At 72.7% G+C, this 21,143-nt stretch carries 15 protein-coding genes and 1 other RNA gene; 14 read left to right on the top strand and 2 right to left on the bottom strand.

Annotation, left to right across the window (positions count from 1 at the left end; genetic code table 11):
* From VFL99_RS07900 to ssrA, 9 genes are all read left to right on the top strand, one after another.
* On the top strand, nucleotides 1-503 hold a 503-nt coding region (locus VFL99_RS07900; RefSeq protein ID WP_325105791.1), incomplete at its 5' end, for a transporter associated domain-containing protein.
* 16 nt (nucleotides 504-519) lie between these two features.
* Nucleotides 520-855, top strand: a complete 336-nt coding sequence (locus VFL99_RS07895) for a cytidine/deoxycytidylate deaminase family protein (protein ID WP_325105790.1) — start codon at nucleotides 520-522, stop codon at nucleotides 853-855.
* 73 nt (nucleotides 856-928) lie between these two features.
* Nucleotides 929-2,314, top strand: coding sequence for an FAD-binding oxidoreductase (locus VFL99_RS07890; RefSeq protein WP_325105789.1), 1,386 nt, complete (start codon nucleotides 929-931; stop codon nucleotides 2,312-2,314).
* A 2-nt stretch (nucleotides 2,315-2,316) separates the two neighbouring features.
* A complete protein-coding gene (locus VFL99_RS07885; protein ID WP_325105792.1) occupies nucleotides 2,317-3,588 on the top strand; it encodes a class I SAM-dependent methyltransferase in 1,272 nt (423 codons plus the stop codon).
* A gap of 12 nt (nucleotides 3,589-3,600) precedes the next feature.
* Nucleotides 3,601-6,573: a 3-phosphoshikimate 1-carboxyvinyltransferase gene (aroA, locus tag VFL99_RS07880; protein WP_325105788.1), complete on the top strand. Its 2,973-nt coding sequence runs from the start codon at nucleotides 3,601-3,603 to the stop codon at nucleotides 6,571-6,573.
* Nucleotides 6,570-7,817 (top strand): acyl-CoA dehydrogenase family protein, encoded by a 1,248-nt coding sequence (locus VFL99_RS07875; RefSeq protein WP_325105787.1) that lies wholly within the window; start codon nucleotides 6,570-6,572, stop codon nucleotides 7,815-7,817. The genes aroA and VFL99_RS07875 overlap by 4 nt, the downstream gene beginning before the upstream one ends.
* The gene (locus tag VFL99_RS07870; protein WP_325105786.1) at nucleotides 7,814-8,665 is read left to right on the top strand and encodes an SDR family oxidoreductase; all 852 of its coding nucleotides are present in this window, start codon (nucleotides 7,814-7,816) and stop codon (nucleotides 8,663-8,665) included. The genes VFL99_RS07875 and VFL99_RS07870 overlap by 4 nt, the downstream gene beginning before the upstream one ends.
* Nucleotides 8,658-10,751, top strand: a complete 2,094-nt coding sequence (locus VFL99_RS07865) for an oxidoreductase (RefSeq protein WP_325105785.1) — start codon at nucleotides 8,658-8,660, stop codon at nucleotides 10,749-10,751. The genes VFL99_RS07870 and VFL99_RS07865 overlap by 8 nt, the downstream gene beginning before the upstream one ends.
* A 55-nt stretch (nucleotides 10,752-10,806) precedes the next feature.
* Nucleotides 10,807-11,173: a transfer-messenger RNA gene (gene ssrA / locus VFL99_RS07860) on the top strand.
* Nucleotides 11,174-11,236: 63 nt separating this feature from the next.
* Here the strand turns inward: ssrA and fdxA are convergent.
* On the bottom strand, nucleotides 11,237-11,593 hold the full coding sequence (gene fdxA, locus VFL99_RS07855; RefSeq protein ID WP_325105784.1) for a ferredoxin: 357 nt from the start codon (nucleotides 11,591-11,593) through the stop codon (nucleotides 11,237-11,239).
* A 129-nt stretch (nucleotides 11,594-11,722) separates the two neighbouring features.
* Here fdxA and VFL99_RS07850 point away from each other — a divergent pair, with 129 nt between their 5' ends.
* Nucleotides 11,723-12,406: a DsbA family oxidoreductase gene (locus tag VFL99_RS07850; RefSeq protein ID WP_325105783.1), complete on the top strand. Its 684-nt coding sequence runs from the start codon at nucleotides 11,723-11,725 to the stop codon at nucleotides 12,404-12,406.
* Here VFL99_RS07850 and VFL99_RS07845 read toward each other — a convergent pair.
* Nucleotides 12,386-13,204: a helix-turn-helix transcriptional regulator gene (locus VFL99_RS07845; protein WP_325105782.1), complete on the bottom strand. Its 819-nt coding sequence runs from the start codon at nucleotides 13,202-13,204 to the stop codon at nucleotides 12,386-12,388. The genes VFL99_RS07850 and VFL99_RS07845 overlap by 21 nt on opposite strands.
* Nucleotides 13,205-13,270: 66 nt before the next feature.
* On the opposite strand from VFL99_RS07845, the gene VFL99_RS07840 reads away from it, so the two are divergent.
* The 4 genes from VFL99_RS07840 to VFL99_RS07825 form a co-directional block, all read left to right on the top strand.
* Nucleotides 13,271-17,059, top strand: coding sequence for a multicopper oxidase domain-containing protein (locus VFL99_RS07840; protein ID WP_325105781.1), 3,789 nt, complete (start codon nucleotides 13,271-13,273; stop codon nucleotides 17,057-17,059).
* 27 nt (nucleotides 17,060-17,086) lie between these two features.
* Entirely contained in the window at nucleotides 17,087-17,527 is a 441-nt protein-coding gene (locus tag VFL99_RS07835) for a hypothetical protein (RefSeq protein ID WP_325105780.1), read from the top strand.
* Nucleotides 17,528-17,819: 292 nt separating this feature from the next.
* Nucleotides 17,820-19,985 carry an SdrD B-like domain-containing protein gene (locus VFL99_RS07830; protein ID WP_325105779.1) on the top strand — a complete coding sequence of 722 codons (2,166 nt, stop codon included), beginning with the start codon at nucleotides 17,820-17,822 and terminating at the stop codon, nucleotides 19,983-19,985.
* 100 nt (nucleotides 19,986-20,085) lie between these two features.
* Nucleotides 20,086-21,143 (top strand): NAD-dependent malic enzyme (locus VFL99_RS07825; RefSeq protein ID WP_325105778.1); only part of this gene is annotated, 1,058 nt, incomplete at its 3' end.

Genomic DNA, 21,143 nt, shown 5'->3' with positions numbered 1-21,143 from the left:
TCGAGGAGGTGATGCGGCCCGCGATCTACGTGCCCGAGTCCAAGGCCGTCGACGCGCTGCTCTCGGAGATGCAGGCCGACCGGCAGCACATCGCCGTCGTCGTGGACGAGTACGGCGGCACCGCCGGGCTGATCACGATCGAGGACCTGCTGGAGGAGATCGTCGGCGAGATCACCGACGAGTACGACGAGGAGGAGATCGAGGTCGAGGAGCTGCCCGACGGCGCGCGCGTCTCCTCGCGCTACCCGATCGACGACCTGGAGGAGATCTTCGGCTTCGACGTGGAGGAGGAGGACGTCGACTCCGTGGGCGGCCTGATGGCCAAGCACCTGGGCCGGGTGCCGATCCCCGGCTCGGTCGTCCAGGTCGGCGGCCTGCTGCTCGAGGCCGAGGAGGCCAAGGGCCGCCGCAACCGGATCGGCACCGTGCTGATCACCCCGGTCGCGCCGCTCGTCACCCCCACCCGGGGACAGGGGCCGCCGACCCGGCGCGCCCACGGCTGATCCCTAGGATGGCCGCGTGGATCTCGACGCCGAGGACAGCAAGCTGGTGACCCTCGCCCGCGCGACCAGGGCCCGCACCGGTGCCCGGGAGGGCGCGGCGCTGCGCGACCTCGACGGGCGGACCTACGCCGCGGCCACCGTCGACCTGCCGCACCTGCAGGTCTCCGCCCTCGGTGTGACGATCGCGATGGCCTGCTCGAGCGGCGCCAAGGGGGCGGAGGCCGTCGTACTCCTCGGTGACGGCGAGCCGTCGGCCGATGACCTGGCGGCGCTGCGCGACTTCGCCGGCGCCGGGGTGCCGGTGCACCACGGCGGCCCGGCCGGGCAGCTGGCCGGCACGGTCACCAGCTGACCGCCCACCCTGACCGCACGGCTGACAGAGGCAACCTTCAGCGTGGGTCAAGGTGGGCGCTAGGTTTGGGTCCATGAGGGAGCTCGTGGGCTGGACGGAGCACGAACGCGCGGTCGACCGCCTCCGGGCCTCCTACCGGGCGATCCCGCCCGGCACGCCGGTGCGGCTGCGCAAGCGCACCAGCAACCTCTTCCGGCCGCGCGCGGCCACCCACGCCCCCGGCCTCGACGTCGGCGGCCTCGCCGGGGTCATCGCGGTCGACGCGCAAGCCCGCACCGCCGACGTGCAGGGGATGTGCACCTACGAGGACCTCGTCGACGCGACCCTGCCGCACGGGCTGATCCCGCTGGTCGTCCCGCAGCTGCGCACGATCACCCTCGGCGGCGCGGTCACCGGCCTCGGCATCGAGTCGACCAGCTTCCGCAACGGGCTTCCGCACGAGTCGGTGCTGGAGATGGACGTCTTCACCGGCGCCGGCGAGGTCGTCACCGCCACCGCCACGAACGAGCACGCCGAGCTGTTCCGCACCTTCCCCAACTCCTACGGCTCGCTCGGCTACGCCACCCGGCTGCGCATCGAGCTCGAGCCGGTCCACCCGTTCGTGCACCTGCGGCACCTGCGGTTCCACGACCTCGACGCCCTGGTCGACACCATGGGCGCAGTCGTGATCACCCGCGAGCACGACGGCGAGCCGGTCGACTTCATCGACGGCGTGGTCTTCTCCGAGCACGAGGCCTACCTCGTCCTCGGGTCCTGGGAGGACAACGCGCCGTTCACCAGCGACTACACCGGCCAGGACATCTACTACCGCTCGCTGCAGCGCAAGCGCGAGGACCACCTGACCGTCCGCGACTACCTCTGGCGCTGGGACACCGACTGGTTCTGGTGCTCCCGGGCCTTCGGCGTGCAGAACCCGCGCATCCGTCAGTTCGTGCCGCGCCGCTACCTGCGCAGCGACGTCTACTCCTCCCTCATCCGGTTCGAGAACAAGCACGGCTGGTATGCCCGGTGGGCCGGGTTGCGTGGTGAGCTGCCGCAGGAGCGCGTGGTCCAGGACGTCGAGATCCCGGTGGAGCGCACGGCCGACTACTTGCGGTGGTTCCTGCAGGAGGTCCCGATCGAGCCGATCTGGCTGTGCCCGCTGCGACTCCGCGACACCGAGACGAGCGCGGCCGGCTGGCCGCTCTACCCGTTGGAGCCGCACCGCACCTACGTCAACGTCGGCTTCTGGTCGACGGCCCCGGTCGAGCCGGGACGCGAGGACGGCGACGTCAACCGGATGATCGAGCGCAAGGTCGGCGAGCTCGGAGGCCACAAGGGCCTCTACTCCGATGCCTACTACGACGAGGACGAGTTCTGGCGCCTCTACGGCGGCGAGGACTACGCCCACGCGAAGAAGGTCTACGACCCCCAGGGTCGGCTACCCACTCTCTATGACAAGGCGGTGAAGCGGCGGTGACCATGACGATCGGTCGGGCGTTCGACCAGCTCTTCGGGGCGGACGCACCGGTGCGGTTCAGTGCGTACGACGGCTCCACGGGGGGTGACCCGGGCGCGGCGATCTCCCTGCGCCTGGAGAACGAGCGGGGGTTGCGGTACCTGGTCACGTCCCCCGGCTCCCTCGGTATGGCGCGCGCCTACCTGATGAACGACCTCACCGTGGAGGGAACGCACCCGGGCGACCCGTACGACCTGCTCAAGCTCATCGAGGACGGGTTCAGCTACCGCCGTCCCACCCCACGGGAGCTGCCCGAGCTGGCCCGCACCCTCGGGCTGCGCAGCCTCCGGGTGCCCGAGTTGCCACCGCAGGAGACGCCGTCCCAGTTCCACCGGCTGCTCAACGGGCTGCGGCACTCCAAGTCCCGCGACGCGGAGGCCATCCACCACCACTACGACGTCGGCAACGCCTTCTACGAGCTGCTGCTCGGCCCGTCGATGACCTACACCTGTGCCTGCTACCCGACCGCGGACGCCACCCTCGAGGAGGCGCAGGCAGGCAAGTACGACCTCATCTGCCGCAAGCTCGACCTGCGCCCGGGCATGCGGCTGCTCGACGTCGGCTGCGGCTGGGGCGGCATGGTGCGCCACGCCGTGACCCACTACGGCGTCAGCGCCCTGGGGGTCACCCTGTCCCGGGACCAGGCCGACTGGGCCGCCAAGCGGATCGCCCACGAGGGGCTCTCGGACCAGGCCGAGGTCCGTTTCATGGACTACCGCGACGTCACCGAGCGCGGCTTCGACGCCATCAGCTCGATCGGGCTGACCGAGCACATCGGTGTGAAGAACTACCCGGCCTACTTCCGGTTCCTGCTGAGCCGGCTGCGTGAGGGCGGACGACTGCTCAACCACTGCATCACCCGTCCGGACAACCTGCACCCGGGCATCCCGAGCGCGGGATTCATCAACCGCTACGTCTTCCCCGACGGGGAGATCACCGGCTCCGGGCAGATCATCCGGGTGATGCAGGACACCGGGTTCGAGGTCCGCCACGAGGAGAACCTGCGCGAGCACTACGCCATGACCTGCCGCGACTGGGTGCGCAACCTGCGGGAGAACTGGGACGAGGCGGTGGCGCTCGTCGGCGAGGGCACCGCCAAGGTCTGGGCGCTCTACCTCGCCGGGTCGCGGTTGTCGTTCGAACGCAACAGGATCCAGTTGCACCAAGTGCTCGGGGTCCACGTCGAGCCCGACGGCAACGCCCACATGCCGCTACGACCCACCTGGGCGAGCTGAGGGGGCCGGCACATGTACCTCTCCGTCGACGGAACCACCGCGAAGGTCACCGGCGAGGTGCGTGTGCCGAACTCGAAGTACCACGCGCACCGAGCGCTGATCCTGGCGTCACTCGCGCCCGGCCGCAGCCGCGTGGTGGGACTGTCCGACGCGCAGCACGTCCGCTACACCGTGCAGCTGCTGCGCGGACTGGGCACCCGGGTCGAGGTGGACGGTGACACCTTCGTGGTGCACGGCGGTCCCTACCGCGCACGACAGGAGGTCCTGTCGGCCGGGAGCTCGGGGTCGACGCTGTACTTCATGGCCGGGCTCGCCTGCCTGGCCGACCGACCGGTGACGGTGACGGGGCAGAAGTACTTCCAGCGCCGGCCGCTGGTCCCGCTGTTGTCGGCGCTGGAGCAGATGGGCGTCCGGCTCGAGTCCGCCCGTGGGTGCCCGCCGATCGCCGTGCAGCCCCGGCGCCCCACGGGGGGCCGGGTGAGGATCAACGGCACGCTCTCGCAATGGATCTCGGGCCTGTTGCTGCTGGCGCCCTTCGCCACCGGCCGGACGGTCATCGAGGTGGAGGGTCAGGCGAACGAACGCACCTACCTCGAGCTCACGGTGCGGATGATGGCCCAGTTCGGCCTGCGGGTGGACGTCTCCGACGACTGGCGGCACTTCGAGGTCCCGCCCGACCAGCAGGCAGTGCCGACCGACCTGCAGCTCCCCCCGGACATCGGCTCGGCCGCCTTCGGCCTCGCCGCCGCCGCCATCCATCCCTCGGACGTGCTCCTGCACGGCCTGACCGCGGTGCGCAGCGACCAGACCGACCACCCCGAGTCCGACGCCCTCGACATCATGACGCGCATGGGGCTGGTCATGTCGCTGGACGAGGCGGCCCGGGCGGTGCGGGTGCGCCGGGACGGCAGCCCGCTGCAGAGCACCCGGGTGGACTGCCGCGACCTGCCCGACATGCTGCCGGTCCTGTCGACCATGGCGACGTTCGCGGAGGGCACCACGGTCTTCGACCACGTCTCGCACACCCGGCTGAAGGAGTCGGACCGTGCCTCGGCGATGCTGCAGCTGAACCGCATGGGCGGCCGCCTCGAGCTCGACGGTGACCGCCTGCTGGTCCACGGTGTCGGCGGGCTGACCGGTGCGGCCCTGTCCTCCTTCAACGACCACCGCGTCCTCATGGCGCTCGCCGTCGCCGGCTCCCGCGCCTCGGGACGCAGCACGCTGAGCTATCCCCACGCCTACCGGATCTCCTACCCGGCGTTCCTGGACGCGATGAACACCCTGGGCATTCCCATGGCGGTGCAGCCCGGCCGGGCCACCGCGGCCCCGCGACGGCGGCTGCCGGCCACCGACGTCGCCCGCACCCCCATCACCGAGTGGCTGCACCGGTGGGCCACCAGCAGGCCGGACGAGCGGGCCGTCGTCGAGGTGGGAGGCCCCAGCGCCCGGAGCTGGACCTGGGCCGAGTTGGACCGGGAGGTGGACCGGCTGGCCACGGTGCTGCTCGACCTCGGCGTGGCGCGGGGGGAGCGGGTGGCCTTCCAGCTGCCGAACCGGGCCGAGTTCGTCGCGTTGTCCCTGGCGATCCTGCGGGTCGGCGCGGTCTGCTGTCCGTTGATGCCCATCCTGCGCGGCCGCGAGGTCGCGTTCGCGCTGCAGCGCTCGGGCGCCCGAGTTCTCTTCGTGCCGGACGAGTTCCGCGGCCGGGACTACCGCGCCGAGACTGCGGCCGTGTGCCGCGGCGACGGGCCGCAGGTGGAGCACGTGGTGGTGCTCGGTGCTGCCGGCTCACCGGCGCCCGTCCTGCTCGACGACGGTCCCGCCTGGCACGACTACACCAGCCTCGTCGAGCGCGTGGTCGTCGACCGGGCCCGGTTGCGCGAGCGCGCACCGAGCCCGGACCAGACGGCTCAGCTGCTCTTCACCTCCGGCACGTCCGGAGAGCCCAAGGGGGTGCTCCACCGGCACGAGGTGCTGACCCGTGCGGCAGCGATGCAGACCGCTCACCTCGGCCTGGGCCGACGCGACTGCGTCTACATCCCCTCCCCGCTTGCCCACCAGACAGGCTTCCTCTACGGCATGTGGGTGGCGCTCGTGCTCGGTGCGCCGCAGGTCGTGCAACCGGTGTGGGACCCCGAGGTCGCGGCGGCGGCGCTGCGCGAGCACGGGTGCACCTTCGTGCAGGCCGCGACCCCCTTCCTCGCCGACCTCGTGCGCACGGTGGAGCAGGGTGCGCCGGCGCCGGAGGCACTGCGCGTGTTCGTCGCCACCGGCGCCGCCGTCCCCCGAGGGCTCGCCGAGCGGGCCACGCGCGTCCTCGGTGCCGCGGTCTGCGGAGCGTGGGGGACCACCGAGACCTGCCTCGGCACGCTGTCGGCGCCCACCGACGAAGCGGTGAAGACCTGGGGCACCGACGGTCGCGCGCTCGCGGGCATCGAGGTCCGGATCACCGACGACGAGGGCCGCGAGCTGCCCCGGGGCACGGAGGGCAACTTCGAGCTGCGCGGACCGTCCTTCTTCGAGGGCTACCTCGACCACCCGGACTGGACCGCCGACGCCTACACCGCGGACGGCTTCTTCCGCACCGGCGACCTCGGGATCCTCGACGAGTCCGGCTACATCCGGATCAGTGGGCGGGTCAAGGACATCATCAACCGGGGCGGGGAGAAGGTGCCGGTCTCCGAGATCGAGCAGCTCCTCTTCGAGCACCCGGCGGTCGAGGACGTGGCGATCGTCGCGATGCCCGACGAGCGGCTGGGGGAGCGGGCCTGCGCCTTCGTCGTGCTGCGCCCCGACACCACCTTGGACTTCCGGTCCATGCAGAAGCACCTCGACGCCCACCAGGTGTCCAAGCACTACTGGCCCGAGCGGCTCGAGGTGATCGACCGGCTCCCGCGCAACGCCACGGGCAAGGTGCAGAAGTTCGTCCTGCGCGACCGTGCCCGCACCCTCACACCCCAGCCGGAGGAGGAACTCCCGTCGTGACAGCGAGCAGCCCGCCCAGCCCCACCACGAACCCGCCGGCCGCCCGCGCAGCCGTCGACGCCGAACAGCCGTTGGACGAGGGCCAGTTCGCGGCACTGAAGGCCGAGGTGGCGGCCTTCGTCGCCGGTCCCGGCGAGCAGTGGGCCGAGCAGATCGAACGCGAGGGCGAGGTCCCCGACGCGCTGTGGGCGGACCTGCGCGAGCGCGGTTACCTCTCCCTCGCCGCCCCCGCGGAGTATGGCGGCCGCGGCCTGCCGTTCTCCCGGTACCTCGAGCTGGTCGAGCTGTTCTCGATGTCCCACGCGTCCCTGCGGATGATCGTGCACGTCACCAACGGCATCTGGCGGGCGATGGACCAGTTCGCGACCGAGGAGCAGCGGGCGAGGTTCGTCATACCGCTCGTGCGAGGCGAGACCAGGGTGGCCTTCACGCTCACCGAGCCCACCGCGGGCACGGGTGCGGACCTGCGCTGCAGCGTCACCCGGGACGGCGACCACTACCTGCTGTCGGGGGAGAAGCACCTGATCACCTTCGGCGTGAAGTGCGACTACTGGTTGCTGTTCGCGCGGCTGGCCGGCACCAGCGGCAAGGAGGGGACGGTCGCGCTCATGGTCGACCGGTCAGCGCCCGGGGTGACGGTCGAGTCCATGCCCGAGACGATGGGCGTCCGGGGCACCGACCATGCGCACCTCGTCTTCCGCGAGGCGCCGGTACCGGTGGCGAACCGGCTTGGGGAGGAGGGCCGGGGCCTGGAGGTCGCGCTGGGCGGATTCCTCACCCCGAGCCGGGTGTCGGTGGGGATGACCTGCGTGGGGCTGGCCCGGCGCGCCCAGGAGCTCGCCGTCGAGCACGCCCTGCACCGCACCACGTTCGGCAAGACCCTCGCCCAGCGGCAGGCGATCTCCTTCATGATCGCCGAGAACGCCGCGGACATCGAGGCGGCCCGGCAGCTGGTCCTGCACGCCGCCCGGGAGTGGGAACGGGGGAGTGGCGAGGATGCAGCAGCAACGTCCGCTCTGTCCTCCATGTGCAAGCTGACGGCCGTCGACATGCTCACCCGGGTCACCGACAAGGCGCTGCAGATCCACGGGGGCATCGGCTACTGGTCCTCCAGCCCCATCGAACGGGTCTACCGCGACGCCCGCGCCCAGCGGTTCGAGGAGGGCACCAACGAGATCCAGAAGACCGTCATCGCGCGGGAGGTCCTGCGCCGGCACAGCCAACAGCAGGAGGTGGCCCGATGACCGACACCGTCGCACCCCGCCCCTTCGCGGGCACCGTCTCCCTCATCACCGGCAGCTCCCGCGGCATCGGCCGGTCCCTGGCCATGTCACTCGCCGACGGCGGCGGGACGGTCGTGGTCAACTACAAGAAGAACGACGACCTCGCCGCCAAGACGCTCGCCGAGATCGAGCAGCGCGGTGGCCAGGGCATCACGGTGCAGGCCGACGTCGAGCACCCCGAGGACATCGAGCGGCTGTTCGCCGTCGTGGGCGAGCGCTACGGCCGCCTCGACCACTTCGTCTCCAACGCGGCGGCCAGTTCGTTCAAGCGCATCCTCGACCTGGGCCTGCACCACCTCGACCGCTCCTACGCGATGAACGTGCGGGCCTTCGTGCTCGCCGCCCAGCAGGCCGTGCCGCTCATGCGTGACGGCGGCCGGATCGTCACGCTGACCAGCTACGGCAGCCAGCGCGCCTACCCCACCTACGCCAACCTGGGGGCCGCCAAGGCCGCCCTCGAGGCGTGGGTGCGGTACATGGCTGTGGAGTTCGCGCCCTACGGCATCAACGTCAACGCCGTCAACGGCGGCATCATCGAGTCCGACTCCTCGGCCTACTTCTACGACGTGCCGGGCATGCCGCCGCTGGAGGACGTGCTCGCCAAGGTGCCCAAGGCCCGGATGGGCACGGTCCGGGAGGTGTCCGACGTCGTGCTGTTCCTGCTGTCGGCGTCCTCGGAGTACATCACCGGCCAGACCCTCGTCGTCGACGGCGGGCTGAGCATCGTCGCGCCTCCCTTCTATGCCGATGCGACCCCGCCGCTGTCGTTGCCGCCGCACCCCGGCGCCGGCACGGAGCCGGATGCCTGACCTGCTCTGGCGGCCCGGAAGGATCGGCCGGCTGCCGCTGCCACACCGCGTCGTCATGGGGTCGATGCACCTCGGTCTGGAGGACCGCGACGACGGCGGGCGGGCGCTGGCCACCTTCTACGCCGAGCGGGCGCGCGGGGGCGCGGGGCTCATCATCACCGGGGGCTGGGCCGTCAACCGCGTGGGCGCCGGTGGCCCGCACTACGGGCTCATGGACGAGCCCCGCCACCGCCCGACCTTGGCTCGGGTGGTCCGCGAGGTGCACGCCGCCGGGGGACGGATGGCCCTGCAGCTGTTCCACGCCGGGCGTTACGCCGTCGCCGACGCGTTCGGGCTGCAGCCCGTCGCGCCGTCGGCCGTGCCGAGCAGGTTCTCCCCGGCGCCGCCGCACGCGCTGACCGCCGCGGAGGTGGCGGCCACCGCCGACGACTTCGCCCGCGCGGCGCAGGTCGCGGCCGAGACGGGCTTCGACGCGGTGGAGCTCATGGGCTCCGAGGGATACCTGCTCAACCAGTTCGTCTCGCCCGTGACGAACCGGCGCGAGGACGACTACGGCGGCGACCCGGCCCGCCGGAGGTGCTTCCCCCTCGAGGTGGTCGTGAAGGTGCGGGCCGCCGTCGGGGTCGACTTCCCGGTCATCTACCGGATGTCCGGCGCCGACCTGGTGCCCGGCTCGACGAGCGGGGAGCAGACCGTCGAGCTGGCCAGGGCGCTCGCCGCCGCGGGCGTCGACGCGATCAATGTGGGCATCGGCTGGCACGAGTCACCGGTGCCGACCGTGCAGCTCACCGTGCCGCCGGTGGCGTGGGCCCCGGAAGCCGCCGCCGTCAAGTCGGCGGTCGGCGACCTGCCGGTGATCGCGGGCAACCGCGTGAACCGGTTGGGGCAGGGGGAGGAGCTGCTGCGCAGCGGCGCCGCCGACTTCGTCGCGATGGCGCGCCCCTTCCTCGCCGACCCCGAGATCGTGGCCAAGGGCCGCCCGGGCGCGGGTCCCGGAGTGGGCCGTGCCGTGAACGTCTGCATCGCCTGCGACCAGGCCTGCATCGACCGCTCCCTCGTCGACGAGCCCGTCTCCTGCATGGTGAACCCGCGGGCAGGGCGGGAGCGGGAGCTGCCGGCGCCGGCAGCCCGCTCCGGCGGTGGCCGTCGCTACGTCGTCGCGGGCGCGGGCCCGGCCGGCCTCGCCGCGGCGCGCGAGCTGGCGCTCGCCGGCGCGCAGGTGGAGCTGTTCGAGCGGGAGGCAGAGCTCGGCGGACAGTTCCGGCTCGCCCGACTGGTGCCGGGCAAGGACGACTACGGCGAGACGGTCCGCTACTACGCGGCGGAGCTGGACCGGTTGGGCGTGGAGGTGCGCCTCGGTCGGCCCCTGGGGCCAGGCGACCTGGCGGACCTGTCCGGCGCGGACGGGGTCGTCGTGGCGACCGGCGTCCGGCCCCGCGTGCCCTGGCTGCCCGGTGCGGACCTGCCCCACGTGCTCACCTACCCCCAGGCCTTCGGGGCCCTCGCAGGCGGGCGGGCGTCCGACATCGGGACGCGCGTGGCCGTGGTGGGCGCCGGCGGCATCGGCGTCGACCTGGCCCACGTGCTGCTCCGGCACCCGACCAGCGCCGACGGACCCGGTGACCTGCGCCGTTTCCGCGCGGAGTACCTCCCGCTCGCGCACGGAGCTGCCCCCGCGCTCGACCCGCCGGCCCGGCAGGTCACCCTGATGCGCCGGACCGGTCGCGTCGGCGCGGGGATCGGACGGTCGACCCGCTGGGTGCTGGTCGGCGAGCTGCGCCGCCGGGGAGCGGTCCTGCGCACCGGCGTCCGCTACGAGGCGATCGTGGCCGAGGGGGTCCGGGTGATCGGTCCCGACGGGCCGGAGCTGGTGGCCGCCGACACGGTGGTCCTCGCCGCGGGGCAGTTGCCCCACGACCCGCTCTCGGGCACCCTCGCGCAGCAGGGGGTGCCGCACCTGGTCGTGGGGGGCGCCCGGAGCACCGATCGGCTCAACGCCGTGCGCGCCTTCGAGGAGGGCCTGCTCGCCGCCCGGGCCCTGATCGGGAATGACGTGGCACTCCGGGACGTTCACCCGATAGCCTGACCTCGCCGTTGGGCGTGTTGACAACTGAACAGCGTGACGTATCCACCCCGTACCAGGGGGTGATCGGTTTCGACGTTGGTCGCCGAATCAGGGGAAGCGGGTCGAGGAGGCAAGGTCACCTCGTTAACGCTCCTTGCAAACCAATAGGTGCCAATTCCAAGCGCACCGACTTCGCCCTCGCCGCCTGAGCGAGCCCCGAAGTCCGTCAGCCCGGGAAAGCTTCCGACCCGGTCACTGACGTCAGCTAGGAAGCTTGCTGCGTAGCCTCGTCGGGGGGTTGCGCGGGACTCTTACTCGACTGGGCCTGTCAGTGGACGTGTGCGTGCGAGCACTGGGGCCGAGAAAATCCACAGCGCACTGCACCCGGAGAAGCCCTGTTTTGCCGTCAGCGGACGCGGGTTCGATTCCCGCCACCTCCACCAGTGGACGCGTCAGCTGTTCAGTTGTCGGCACCACGTCGAGGTGGTGCCACAGCACCCCGTCACTCAGTTCTCGACGGCGGCCTCCTGCGGCGGCAACGCCGCCACCAGCGGGGTGTCCACCCCAAGCGTTCCGAACTTCGCCGCACCGCCGGGGGACCCGAGTGGTTCGTCCCGACCCGGCAGTACCTCGCTGAAGAACCGCTCGTTGTCGGTCGTGTACTCCGCCCACTGCTCGGGCACGTCGTCCTCGTAGTAGATGGCCTCCACCGGACACACCGGTTCGCAGGCCCCACAGTCCACGCACTCGTCGGGGTGGATGTACAGCGCCCTGCTGCCCTCGTAGATGCAGTCCACGGGGCACTCCTCGACGCACGCACGGTCCACGACGTCGACGCACGGTTGCGCGATCACATAGGTCACGGGTTCTCCTCCTCAGGCTGGCCGAACCGACCGGCTCATTTTTTCACTGCAGGTATTGTAAAAACAAGTGGAATGGCCCACGATGGTCCTGCCGGTGGGATGGCCGGCACGCTCGATGAGGGAGAGGACATGGGCACCATCGTCTACGGGGACTTCAGCTGCCCCTTCAGCTACCTGGCGAGCTGGCGGGCCGACCTCCTGGTCGGCACCGACGCCGTCGTCGAGTGGCGAGCGGTGGAACACGCACCCCAGACCCCGCTGACCGGCTTGCGGCTGGACGGCGACGGCTCGCGCGACCTGGCCCGGGAGTGGCGCCAGGTGCAGGAGCTGCTGTTGCCGGGCGAGGAGCTGCCGGGGCGGCCGCCCGCCCTCCTTCCGAGCACTCGTGCAGCGGTGGCCGGCTTCGCGGAGGCGGTCGGTGCAGGTGTGGCGGACCAGGTTCGCCGACTGCTGTTCCGCGCGTACTGGGTCGAGGGGCTGGACATCGGGAACCCCGAGATCCTGCGCGCCCTGTTGGCCGCGCCCATCCGGGCCGGCCACGCGAAGTCGGCACCGCTGCGCGAGTTCGGGTATGCCGTGAGTCCAGCTCGCGGTCCGGTCACCTCCGAGGCCTACCGGAGGATCCGGGCATGGCACGACGCCTGGACGGCTCTGGGTGACCGGACGATCCCGGCCTTGGTGCAGGACGGAGGCGTCGTCACCGGCGTGCCCGCACTGCTCCGGCTCGGCGAGCTTGCCGGGGAGCGGGTCGCGGACCCCCATGACGAGTCGGTGGCCGCCCTGCCGGCGACCTCAGAGCGCTTCTGGTACTGACGGCGCTTCTGGTACTGACGAACCGGGCCGTGCGGCCGCCGCGGAGCTCGTCGCGGGTCGCGCGGTCGGCGTCGGGAGCTCCGTGGGTGCCGGGCCGCCGTCCCGCGCCGGCGCGAGGTGGGCGACGCACAGGGCGGGCTCGACGAACGGGTCGAGCCGGTCCGCCGTCAGGGGGGACTCCATCTCGCTCAGGGCGCCCTGCATGAGGCCGAGGTGGATCGCACACACCACGTCGCGGTGCTCCTTGGCGACCTCGCGGAACGGGCAGTGGCGCAGCCGGATCCGCTGGCCGGTGTCGTCGTGCTGGTCGTCGGGCTGGTCGTCGCGCTCCGGGTCGAAGCCGATCTCGCTCAGCACCCCGAGCAGCTGGTCGACCGTCTCCTCGGTGTCGACCTGCTGGAAGGGGACCGGCCGCTGCGACAGGTAGCGGCCCCAGGCCCGGCCGGCCTCGAGCGAGGCCCGACCCGGCTGGGGCAGGGAGGCGGCCAGCAGGCTGGTGAGGATCTCCGAGAGCAGGCGGTAGTTGCGCTGGCCGAGCGGCGCCTCCCCGGGCGCCGCGGCATAGACCGTGCGAGGGCGGCCCGGGGTGTCGCGTTCCTCCCGGTCGCGGGTGGCCAGGCCCGCCCCCACCAGCGCGTCGAGGTGCACCCGCGCCGTGTTCGGGTGCAGGTCCATCAGTTCGGCGACCTCCTGCACCCCGAGCGGCTGCCCGGCGTCCTGGAGCACCTCGAGGGCGCGGGCGCGACTCGCGCCCACCCGGGCCGGCCGGTCGTCGGCCGTGTGTCGTGCCTGCGGCATGGCACCACCTTCCCACACGCCCTGCAGAGTTCATTTTTACGTTACCAACACTGTAAATTATGCGTCGTGAACCCGTCCACCGTGCTGCGCCCCCGCGGGCGCGCCCGCCGCATCGGCCCGTGGATGGCCCTGGGCGTCGTGGCGCTGCTCGCCGGGCTCTGGGCCGCCCTGATCCTGCTCGGGTTGCCGGTGCCGCACACCGCGCTCCCGCTGGCCGCCGCACACGGGCCGCTCATGGCGCTGGCCTTCCTCGGTACCCTCATCAGCGCCGAGCGCGCGGTCGCGCTCGGTCGCTGGTGGGCCTTCCTCGCGCCGGCGGCCGCCGGGTTGGGCGGACTCGCCACGATCGCGGGCGCCCCCTTCGTCCTGGGTCCCGCCCTGTTGACCTTCGCCGGACTGGCGCTCGTGGCCGTGTTCCTCGCGCTCTACCAGCTCCAGCCCGCGGTCCACACCGCCGTGATGACCGCCGGCGCGGCCTGCTGGCCGGTCGCCGCCGGCCTCTGGCTGGCCGGGTGGGACGTCCCGCGCTTCGTCCCGTGGCTGGCGGGCTTCCTCGTCCTGACGATCGCCGGGGAGCGGCTCGAGCTGTCCCGGGTGGCCATTACCTCCGAGCCGGTGCGCCGGGTCCTCGTCGCCCTGTCCGGTGCGCTGCTCACGGCGCTCGTCCTGTCGCTGTGGACCGAGGACCTCGGGGTCCGGCTGGCGGGGGCCGCGCTCATCGGAGTCGCCGGGTGGCTGCTGCGCTACGACGTCGCCCGCCGCACGATCCGCATCCCGGGCCTGACGCGCTACATGGCCGCCGCCCTGCTGGCCGGCTACGTCTGGCTCGCCGCCGGGGGAGCGCTGTGGCTCGCCGTGGGGCGGATGGCCGACGGGTCGGCATACGACGCGATGCTGCACAGCATCTTCCTGGGCTTCGTCATGTCCATGGTCTTCGCCCACGCGCCGGTGATCGTGCCGGCGGTGCTCGGCGTGCGGCTGCCCTACCGCCGGGTGTTCTACGTCCACCTCGCGCTGCTGCACCTCTCGCTGCTGGTGCGGCTCCTCGGCGGCGACGCGCTCGGCAACCGCCTGGCCTGGCAGGTCGGGGGAGTCCTGAACGAGGTCGCGCTGCTGCTCTTCCTCGTCGTCACCGCGGTCACCGTCGTGCGCAGCCGTCGTTCCGCCCGTCCCGCGACTGCGGCGCCCGAGGCCCCAGGGGCGCGTGGGTCGGTCCTGCGGGACCGGGCCTCCTGGCACCTGGTCGCCAACGCCGTGGTCGTCGGCTACCTCGTCGCGGCGGTGGCGACCGTGCCGTTCCACGTGTTCGGGTCCGCCCCACGCTGGCTGGTCATCCACCTGTTCGCCCTCGGTGCGGTGACGAACGCGATCGTCGTCTGGAGCCGCCACTTCACGATCACGCTCCTGCACCTGCCGGAGGGCTCGCGCCGGGCGGCCGGCTGGCAGCTCGCGGCGCTGAACGCCGCCGTGGTGGCAGTGCTCACCGGCGTCACCACGGCACACCCGATCGTGACGGTCGCCGCAGCCAGCGCGCTCGCCGTCGTGATCGGCTGGCACCTCCTCGGGCTGGTCCGTGCGGGCCGTCGTGCCCTGGGTGGCCGGTTCACCCCCCTCGTCGGCTTCTACCGCGCGGCCGCCGTCGCGCTGCTGGCCGGCATCGGCCTGGGCTCGGCGCTCGCCTTCGGTGTCCCCGCGCCCTGGGAGCCACGCCTGTATGCCGCGCACGTGCACCTCAACCTGTTGGGCTGGGTGGCCCTGACGATCCTCGGCACGCAGTTCGCGCTGTGGCCGACCATCCTGCGCACCCGGATGGTCGAGGGCATCGTGCCCACCGCCCGGCGCAGTCTCGCCCTCACCGGCGCCGGGCTGCTGGCGCTGCTGGTCGGACTGCTCCTGGCCGTGCCGGCGGTCGTCGTCCTCGGCCTCGTGGGCTACAGCGCCGGTGCCGTGCTGGCCCTCGACCCGTTCGTGCGGACCGCCCGGCAGAAGACCCCCCGCTCGACCGCGGCCTGGCTGATGGCGGCGGGCACCGGCTGGCTGGTCGTCGCACTCGCGGTCGACCTCGGCGGCCAGGTGTTCAACGCGCTCGCCGCGACGCACCCCGCTGCCGGTGCCGCGGACGCCGTGGCCCGCATCGTGCCGCTGCTGCTGGTCGGCTTCGTCGCGCAGGTCCTGCTCGGTGCCCTGACCTACCTGGTGCCGGTGGTGCTCGGCCGGGGGCCCGCCGACGGTCGGCGGCTGTCCGGGGTGCTGGACCGCTTCGGTGCCGCCCGGGTCGTCGCGCTCAACGTCGGCGTCGCCCTCGTCGCGGTCGGCACAGGAGCCGGTTCCCACGGCCCGCGCGGGGTCGCTGCACGGGTCGGCTGGGGACTTGTGGTCGTGGCGGTCCTGGCCTTCGTCGGCCTGCTGCTGACCGCCGTGCTGTTCCGGACGCCCCCGGCGACGTCGGGTGCGGAGGTGACGTCCCGGCACACGGGCCATCGCGCGGTCGTCGGCGGGCTGGCGATCGGACTGGTGATGCTGCTCGTGGCCGTGGGTATCGCGTTGAGCGGTCGCGGCGGGACCCAGCCCGTGGCCGACGGGTCCTCCCGCCCTGCCGCGTCGTCCGCGTCGGCCGCCGCCGAGAGGGGCACCCGGGTCGTGCCGATCACGTTGGCAAACATGGACATTGCGCCGGGGACGATCACCGTCCCCCGGGGGACCCATGTCGTCCTCGAAGTCACGAACAAGGACCCCATGCGGCACGACCTGGCCTTCCCGGGCGGCCCACGCACCCGCATGCTGCAGATGGGTGACCACCAGCGCCTCGACCTGGGCACGGTGCAGTCCTCGCGCGAGGGGTGGTGCACCGTCCCGGGGCACAAGGAAGCCGGAATGACGTTGCAGGTCAACGTGACCGGTCGTTCACACGACATGGCCGGCATGGCCGTGCCGAACGCCGCGTCGGGAGCGGATCGGCAGGGCGCCACCCGCGACGCGCGGCTCAACCCGGCTGCCATGCCGTCGCCGTCGTTCCACCCGCGAAGCGCCGTGCTCCCACCGGTTCCCGCCGGCCGGCTGCACCACGTGACGCTGCGTGCCGTCGACAAGGTGCTCGAGGTGGCTCCCGGTGTGCGGCAACGGATGTGGACGTTCAACGGGACGGTCCCGGGGCCGATCCTGCACGGGCGCGTCGGTGACACCTTCGTGGTGACCCTGCGCAACGAGTCGGCGATGGGCCACTCGATCGACTTCCACGCCAGTGAGGTCTCCCCGGACCGGGCCATGCGCACCGTGCCGCCCGGTGGGCAGCTGACGTTCCGCTTCACCGCCCGGCACTCGGGGGCGTGGATGTACCACTGCGCGACCGAGCCGATGCTCCAGCACATCGGCAACGGCATGTACGGCGCCGTCGTCATCGACCCGCCCCACCTGCCGCCGGTGGACCACCAGTGGGTGCTCGTGCAGTCCGAGCTCTACCTCGGCCCGCAGGGCCAGCACGGGGACTTCACCAAGATGGCGCAGGGCACGCCGGACGCCGTCGTGTTCAACGGCTACGTCGACCAGTACCACCACTTCCCGCTGCGGGCCCGCGCCGGCGACCGCGTGCGCTTCTGGGTGGTGGACGACGGACTGGTCCGGCCCAGCTCGTTCCACGTGGTCGGGACCCAGTTCGACACCGTCTTCAAGGAGGGCGCCTACCTGCTGCGCCGCGGCAACGCCGAGAAGGGCGCCGCGCAGGCGCTCGACCTCGAGCCGGGAGAGGGCGGCTTCGTCGAGCTGACCCTGCCCGCGCCGGGGCACTACCCGGTCCTGGACCACGTGATGGTGGACGCCGCCCGCGGGGCGCACGGCAGCATCACGGTGACCCGTTAGACGCATCTCAAGGCAACAGGAGAACCGGTGCTCGGACTGTGGCCCTTCGTGCGCTTCCTGCACGTCGTCTCGGCGATGGTGTGGGTCGGCGGCCAGCTGACCCTGACGGCGTTGCTCCTGCCGCTGATCCGGCAGCGGCTCAAGGTGGCCGACGCCGCCGGACTGATGCGCAGCGTCGGGCAGCGCTTCGGCGTCTACACCCTCAGCGTCTTCCTGCCGGTCCAGGTCGGCACCGGCGCGCTGCTCGCCTGGCGGGAGGGCGTCACGTTCACCTCGCTGACCCATCCGGGCTACGGGCGCACGCTCCTGGCCAAGCTCACCGTCTTCGCGCTCGTCCTACTCGCCTCCGGGCTGCACGGCTGGGCCCACGGCACCGGCCGCAAGGAGGTCGCCCGGGCGCTCGCGGTCGGCTCCCTGATCGGGTCGGTCGTCATCGTCCTGCTGGCGACCGCCCTGCCGATCACCTGAACGCCCGGACCGGCCGATCGCGGATGCTGCGAGCCGTCTGGGAGGGGCGGGCGGTTCCTGACATTTCCCCGACAGTTTCGCCGATCGCTGGCGAGGGTCGTTGCGGCGGCCTAGTGTCACAGGACAAGAGGGTCCGTGGCAGGCGGGATGTCGCACGCCGCGAGAACTCTGGTCCGGACCAGTGCGGCGTGGAGGTGGGCGAGCGCGCATGGGGCAGTCAGGTGTCAGGGCAACGGGCTTGGCGGCACTCGGTCGACCGGGGTGCCGCCGACGGCCCCTCATCGCCGGTGCCGTGGGTGCTGTGCTGGCCACCGCTGCCACGGCCTCGTCCGTGGGCACCGTCGGCGCCACGGGACCACAGCGCGACACCGGCTCGCTGACCGTGGCGTGGTCGGGTGAGGCCGTCGGTGCCGGAGACGGCTCGACCGGGGTCCTGCGCCCCGGGACGCCGCCCCCGCCGTCGTGGACCGGCGGGGTGCTGCCCTCCGCCCGGCACGGGCAGAGCGTGGGTGACCAGCTGCGGGGAGCGCACGTCTCCGGGCGCGACCTCGCCGCCGCCGAGCTGCTCGGCGCCGCGGCGCTGCGCGGTGACCTGCCGACGACCATGCAGGGTGCCGTGGCCGGCATACCGTTGATCGTCCTGGACGCCTACCGGCAGGCCGCGGCGACGATGGCCGCCCAGGACCCCCGCTGCGGCGTGCCCTGGTGGCTGCTCGCCGGCATCGGGCGGATCGAGTCCGACCATGCCGCCGGGGGACGGGTCGACGCGCAGGGCACCACCCGGGGGACGATCCTCGGTCCACTGCTGGACGGCTCCATGCCCGGCACCTCGGTGATCACCGACAGCGACGGGGGACGCCTCGACGGCAACGCGCAGTTCGACCGGGCGGTCGGGCCGATGCAGTTCCTGCCGTCCACGTGGGCCGCGGTCGCCTCGGACGGCAACGGGGACGGGGTGCGCGACCCCAACAACGTGTATGACGCCTCGCTGGGTGCCGCTCGCTACCTCTGCGCCGGTGGGGGGAACCTGCGCACGGTCACCGGGCTGACCGCCGCCGTGCTGCGCTACAACGCGTCCATGTCCTACGTCCGCTCGGTCCTCACGTGGGGTACGGCCTACCGGGACGGCGTCTCCGTCGTGCCCGCCGCCTCCGGACGGGTGCCGAGCGGCGACCCGCGCCAGCCCGCCGACACCCCGAAGCCGCCACCGCCGGCGCCCCGCAGCGGTCAGGGCGGGCAGCCGCCCCGCGTCGCGGCGGCCCCGCCGCCGTCGTCGTCCGGGCAGTCTGCGTCCCCGTCGCCGACGTCGTCCGGTTCCTCCGCCGCGCCGACGCCCAACCCGACGTCGCCGCCCACGTCCGGCGGCTCGGCACCGTCGCCGTCCGGGTCCGGCCCGTCGGGCTCCGCCGGCGGTCCGCCGTCCTCCTCCGGCAGCGCGTCCGGCCCGGCGCCGTCGGGCAGCGCGCCGATGCCCAGCCCGACCGGGTCGACGCCCACACCGACCCCGACCGGCTCGACTCCCGTGCCGACGCCCACCTCCACGACGCCGTCCGCGCCGGCGAGCCCCGGCCCGTCGAGCACCTCGCCGTCGGGCGGCTCCTCGTCGCCGAGCCCCACCCAGTCGCAGTCCACCGGGGTCATCTCGGGGTGGGTCTGGGACGACGAGAACAGCAACGGGCAGCAGGACGCCGGCGAGCCCGGCGTCGGTGGCGTGACCGTGCAGCTGCTGCGCGACGGCCAGCCGGTGCTCGTCGACGGCCAGCCGGTCACCCAGCAGACCGCCGACGACCCGAACAACCCGGCGACGCTGGGCACCTACCGGTTCGCGCAGGTGCCCGCCGGGAGCGGCTACAGCGTCGCGATGACCCTGCCCGACCCGCTGTCCCGGGTCGCGGGGTTCACCACCGCCTCCACCAGCGACCCGACGGCCTCCTCCACCGACTCGGACGTGGACTCCACCGGGCACAGCGGAACGATCACGCTCCCGGCCGACGGCTCGGTCCAGGTCGACGCGGGAATCGTCCTGTCCTCGCTCGCCGGCGTGGCCTTCCAGGACACCAACGGCGACGGCCAGCGGGGTGACGGGGTCACCGAGCCGGTCGAACCGGCCGCGACGCAGCCGGTGACGGTCACCCTCACCCCCGTGGACGCCAACGGCACCCCGGTCCCGGGAGCCGAGGGGCGCACCCAGACGACCGATGGCTCGGGGAACTACCAGTTCGCGGACCTGCAGCCGGGTCGCTACCTCCTGCAGGCGACACCCGAGTCCCAGGAGCCGTTCAGCACGCCGCCCGGCGGCCGCGAGATCGTCCAGATCGACCCGGGCACCGAGTCGCACGTGAACCTGGGGCTGGAGCCGCCGACCGGTTCCACCCAGCCGTCGTCCACACAGCCCTCATCCACCCAGCCGTCGTCCACACAGCCCTCGTCCACGCAGCCCCCGTCCACCCAGCCCTGAGGACCCGCTCGATGCCCGCTCGACGCCTCTCGCGGCGCGGGCGACGCGCTGGGAGGTGGGGTTGCGGCATACCCCATGGCAGTCCGCGACAATGTGGGCCATGACTGCCGTCCCCTCCGTGTCCAACTCCATCACCGTCCGCCTCGAGCTGCCCGCCCGCGCCACCGCCGTCAGTGAGCTGACCACCGCGATCGAGCACGCCGGCGGGCTCGTCACCGGCCTCGACATCCAGGCCTCCGGCGGTGCCCGGCTGCGGGTGGACGTGACCGCGGCGGCCCGGGACACCACCCACGCGGACGAGCTGGTCGAGGCGATGGCCGCGGTCGAGGGCGTGCAGATCGGCAAGGTCAGCGACCGCACCTTCCTGGTCCACCTGGGCGGCAAGCTGCAGGTCGAGTCGAAGGTGCCGATCCGCAACCGCGACGACCTGTCGCTGGTCTACACCCCGGGGGTGGCGCGGGTGTGCCTGGCGATCGCGAAGAACCCCTCGGACGCGCGGCGGCTCACGATCAAGCGCAACACGGTCGCGGTGGTGACCGACGGCACCGCCGTGCTCGGACTCGGGGACATCGGCCCACTCGGCGCGCTGCCGGTGATGGAAGGCAAGGCGGCGCTGTTCAAGCGGTTCGCGGGGATCGACGCGTTCCCGATCTGCTTGGACACCAAGGACGCCGACGAGATCGTGCGCACCGTCAAGGCCATCTCGCCCGGCTTCGCGGGGATCAACCTGGAGGACATCTCCGCGCCGCGCTGCTTCGAGATCGAGGAGCGGCTGCGCGAGGAGCTGGACATCCCGGTCTTCCACGACGACCAGCATGGGACGGCGATCGTGGTGCTGGCAGCGCTGACGAACGCGCTGCGCGTCGTCGGGAAGAAGCTCGAGGAGCTGAGGGTCGTGGTGTCCGGGGCGGGCGCCGCCGGGAGCGCGGTGTCGCGGCTGCTGCTGCACGCCGGTGTCGGTGACGTGGTCGTGTGCGACAGCTTGGGTGCCCTCGGGCCCGACCGCGACGACCTCGAGGGTGAGAAGAGCTGGCTTGCCGAGCACACCAACGGCTCCGGTGCCTCCGGCTCCCTGGGCGAGTGTGTGCGAGGCGCCGACGTCTTCGTCGGCGTCAGTGCGCCCGACCTGCTCGACCGCGACGACCTGGCCTCGATGGC

This window comes from Segeticoccus sp. (assembly GCF_035708005.1).
Note: the sequence above shows the minus strand (reverse complement) of the source record. Positions and strands in the feature narration are given on the sequence as shown.

Coding starts and splice junctions, on each gene's coding strand:
- aroA (WP_325105788.1), top strand. CDS start 3,601: ATGTACCTCTCCGTCGACGGAACCACCGCGAAGGTCACCGGCGAGGTG.
- VFL99_RS07890 (WP_325105789.1), top strand. CDS start 929: ATGAGGGAGCTCGTGGGCTGGACGGAGCACGAACGCGCGGTCGACCGC.
- VFL99_RS07885 (WP_325105792.1), top strand. CDS start 2,317: ATGACGATCGGTCGGGCGTTCGACCAGCTCTTCGGGGCGGACGCACCG.
- VFL99_RS07870 (WP_325105786.1), top strand. CDS start 7,814: ATGACCGACACCGTCGCACCCCGCCCCTTCGCGGGCACCGTCTCCCTC.
- VFL99_RS07850 (WP_325105783.1), top strand. CDS start 11,723: ATGGGCACCATCGTCTACGGGGACTTCAGCTGCCCCTTCAGCTACCTG.
- VFL99_RS07845 (WP_325105782.1), bottom strand. CDS start 13,204: ATGCCGCAGGCACGACACACGGCCGACGACCGGCCGGCCCGGGTGGGC.
- VFL99_RS07865 (WP_325105785.1), top strand. CDS start 8,658: ATGCCTGACCTGCTCTGGCGGCCCGGAAGGATCGGCCGGCTGCCGCTG.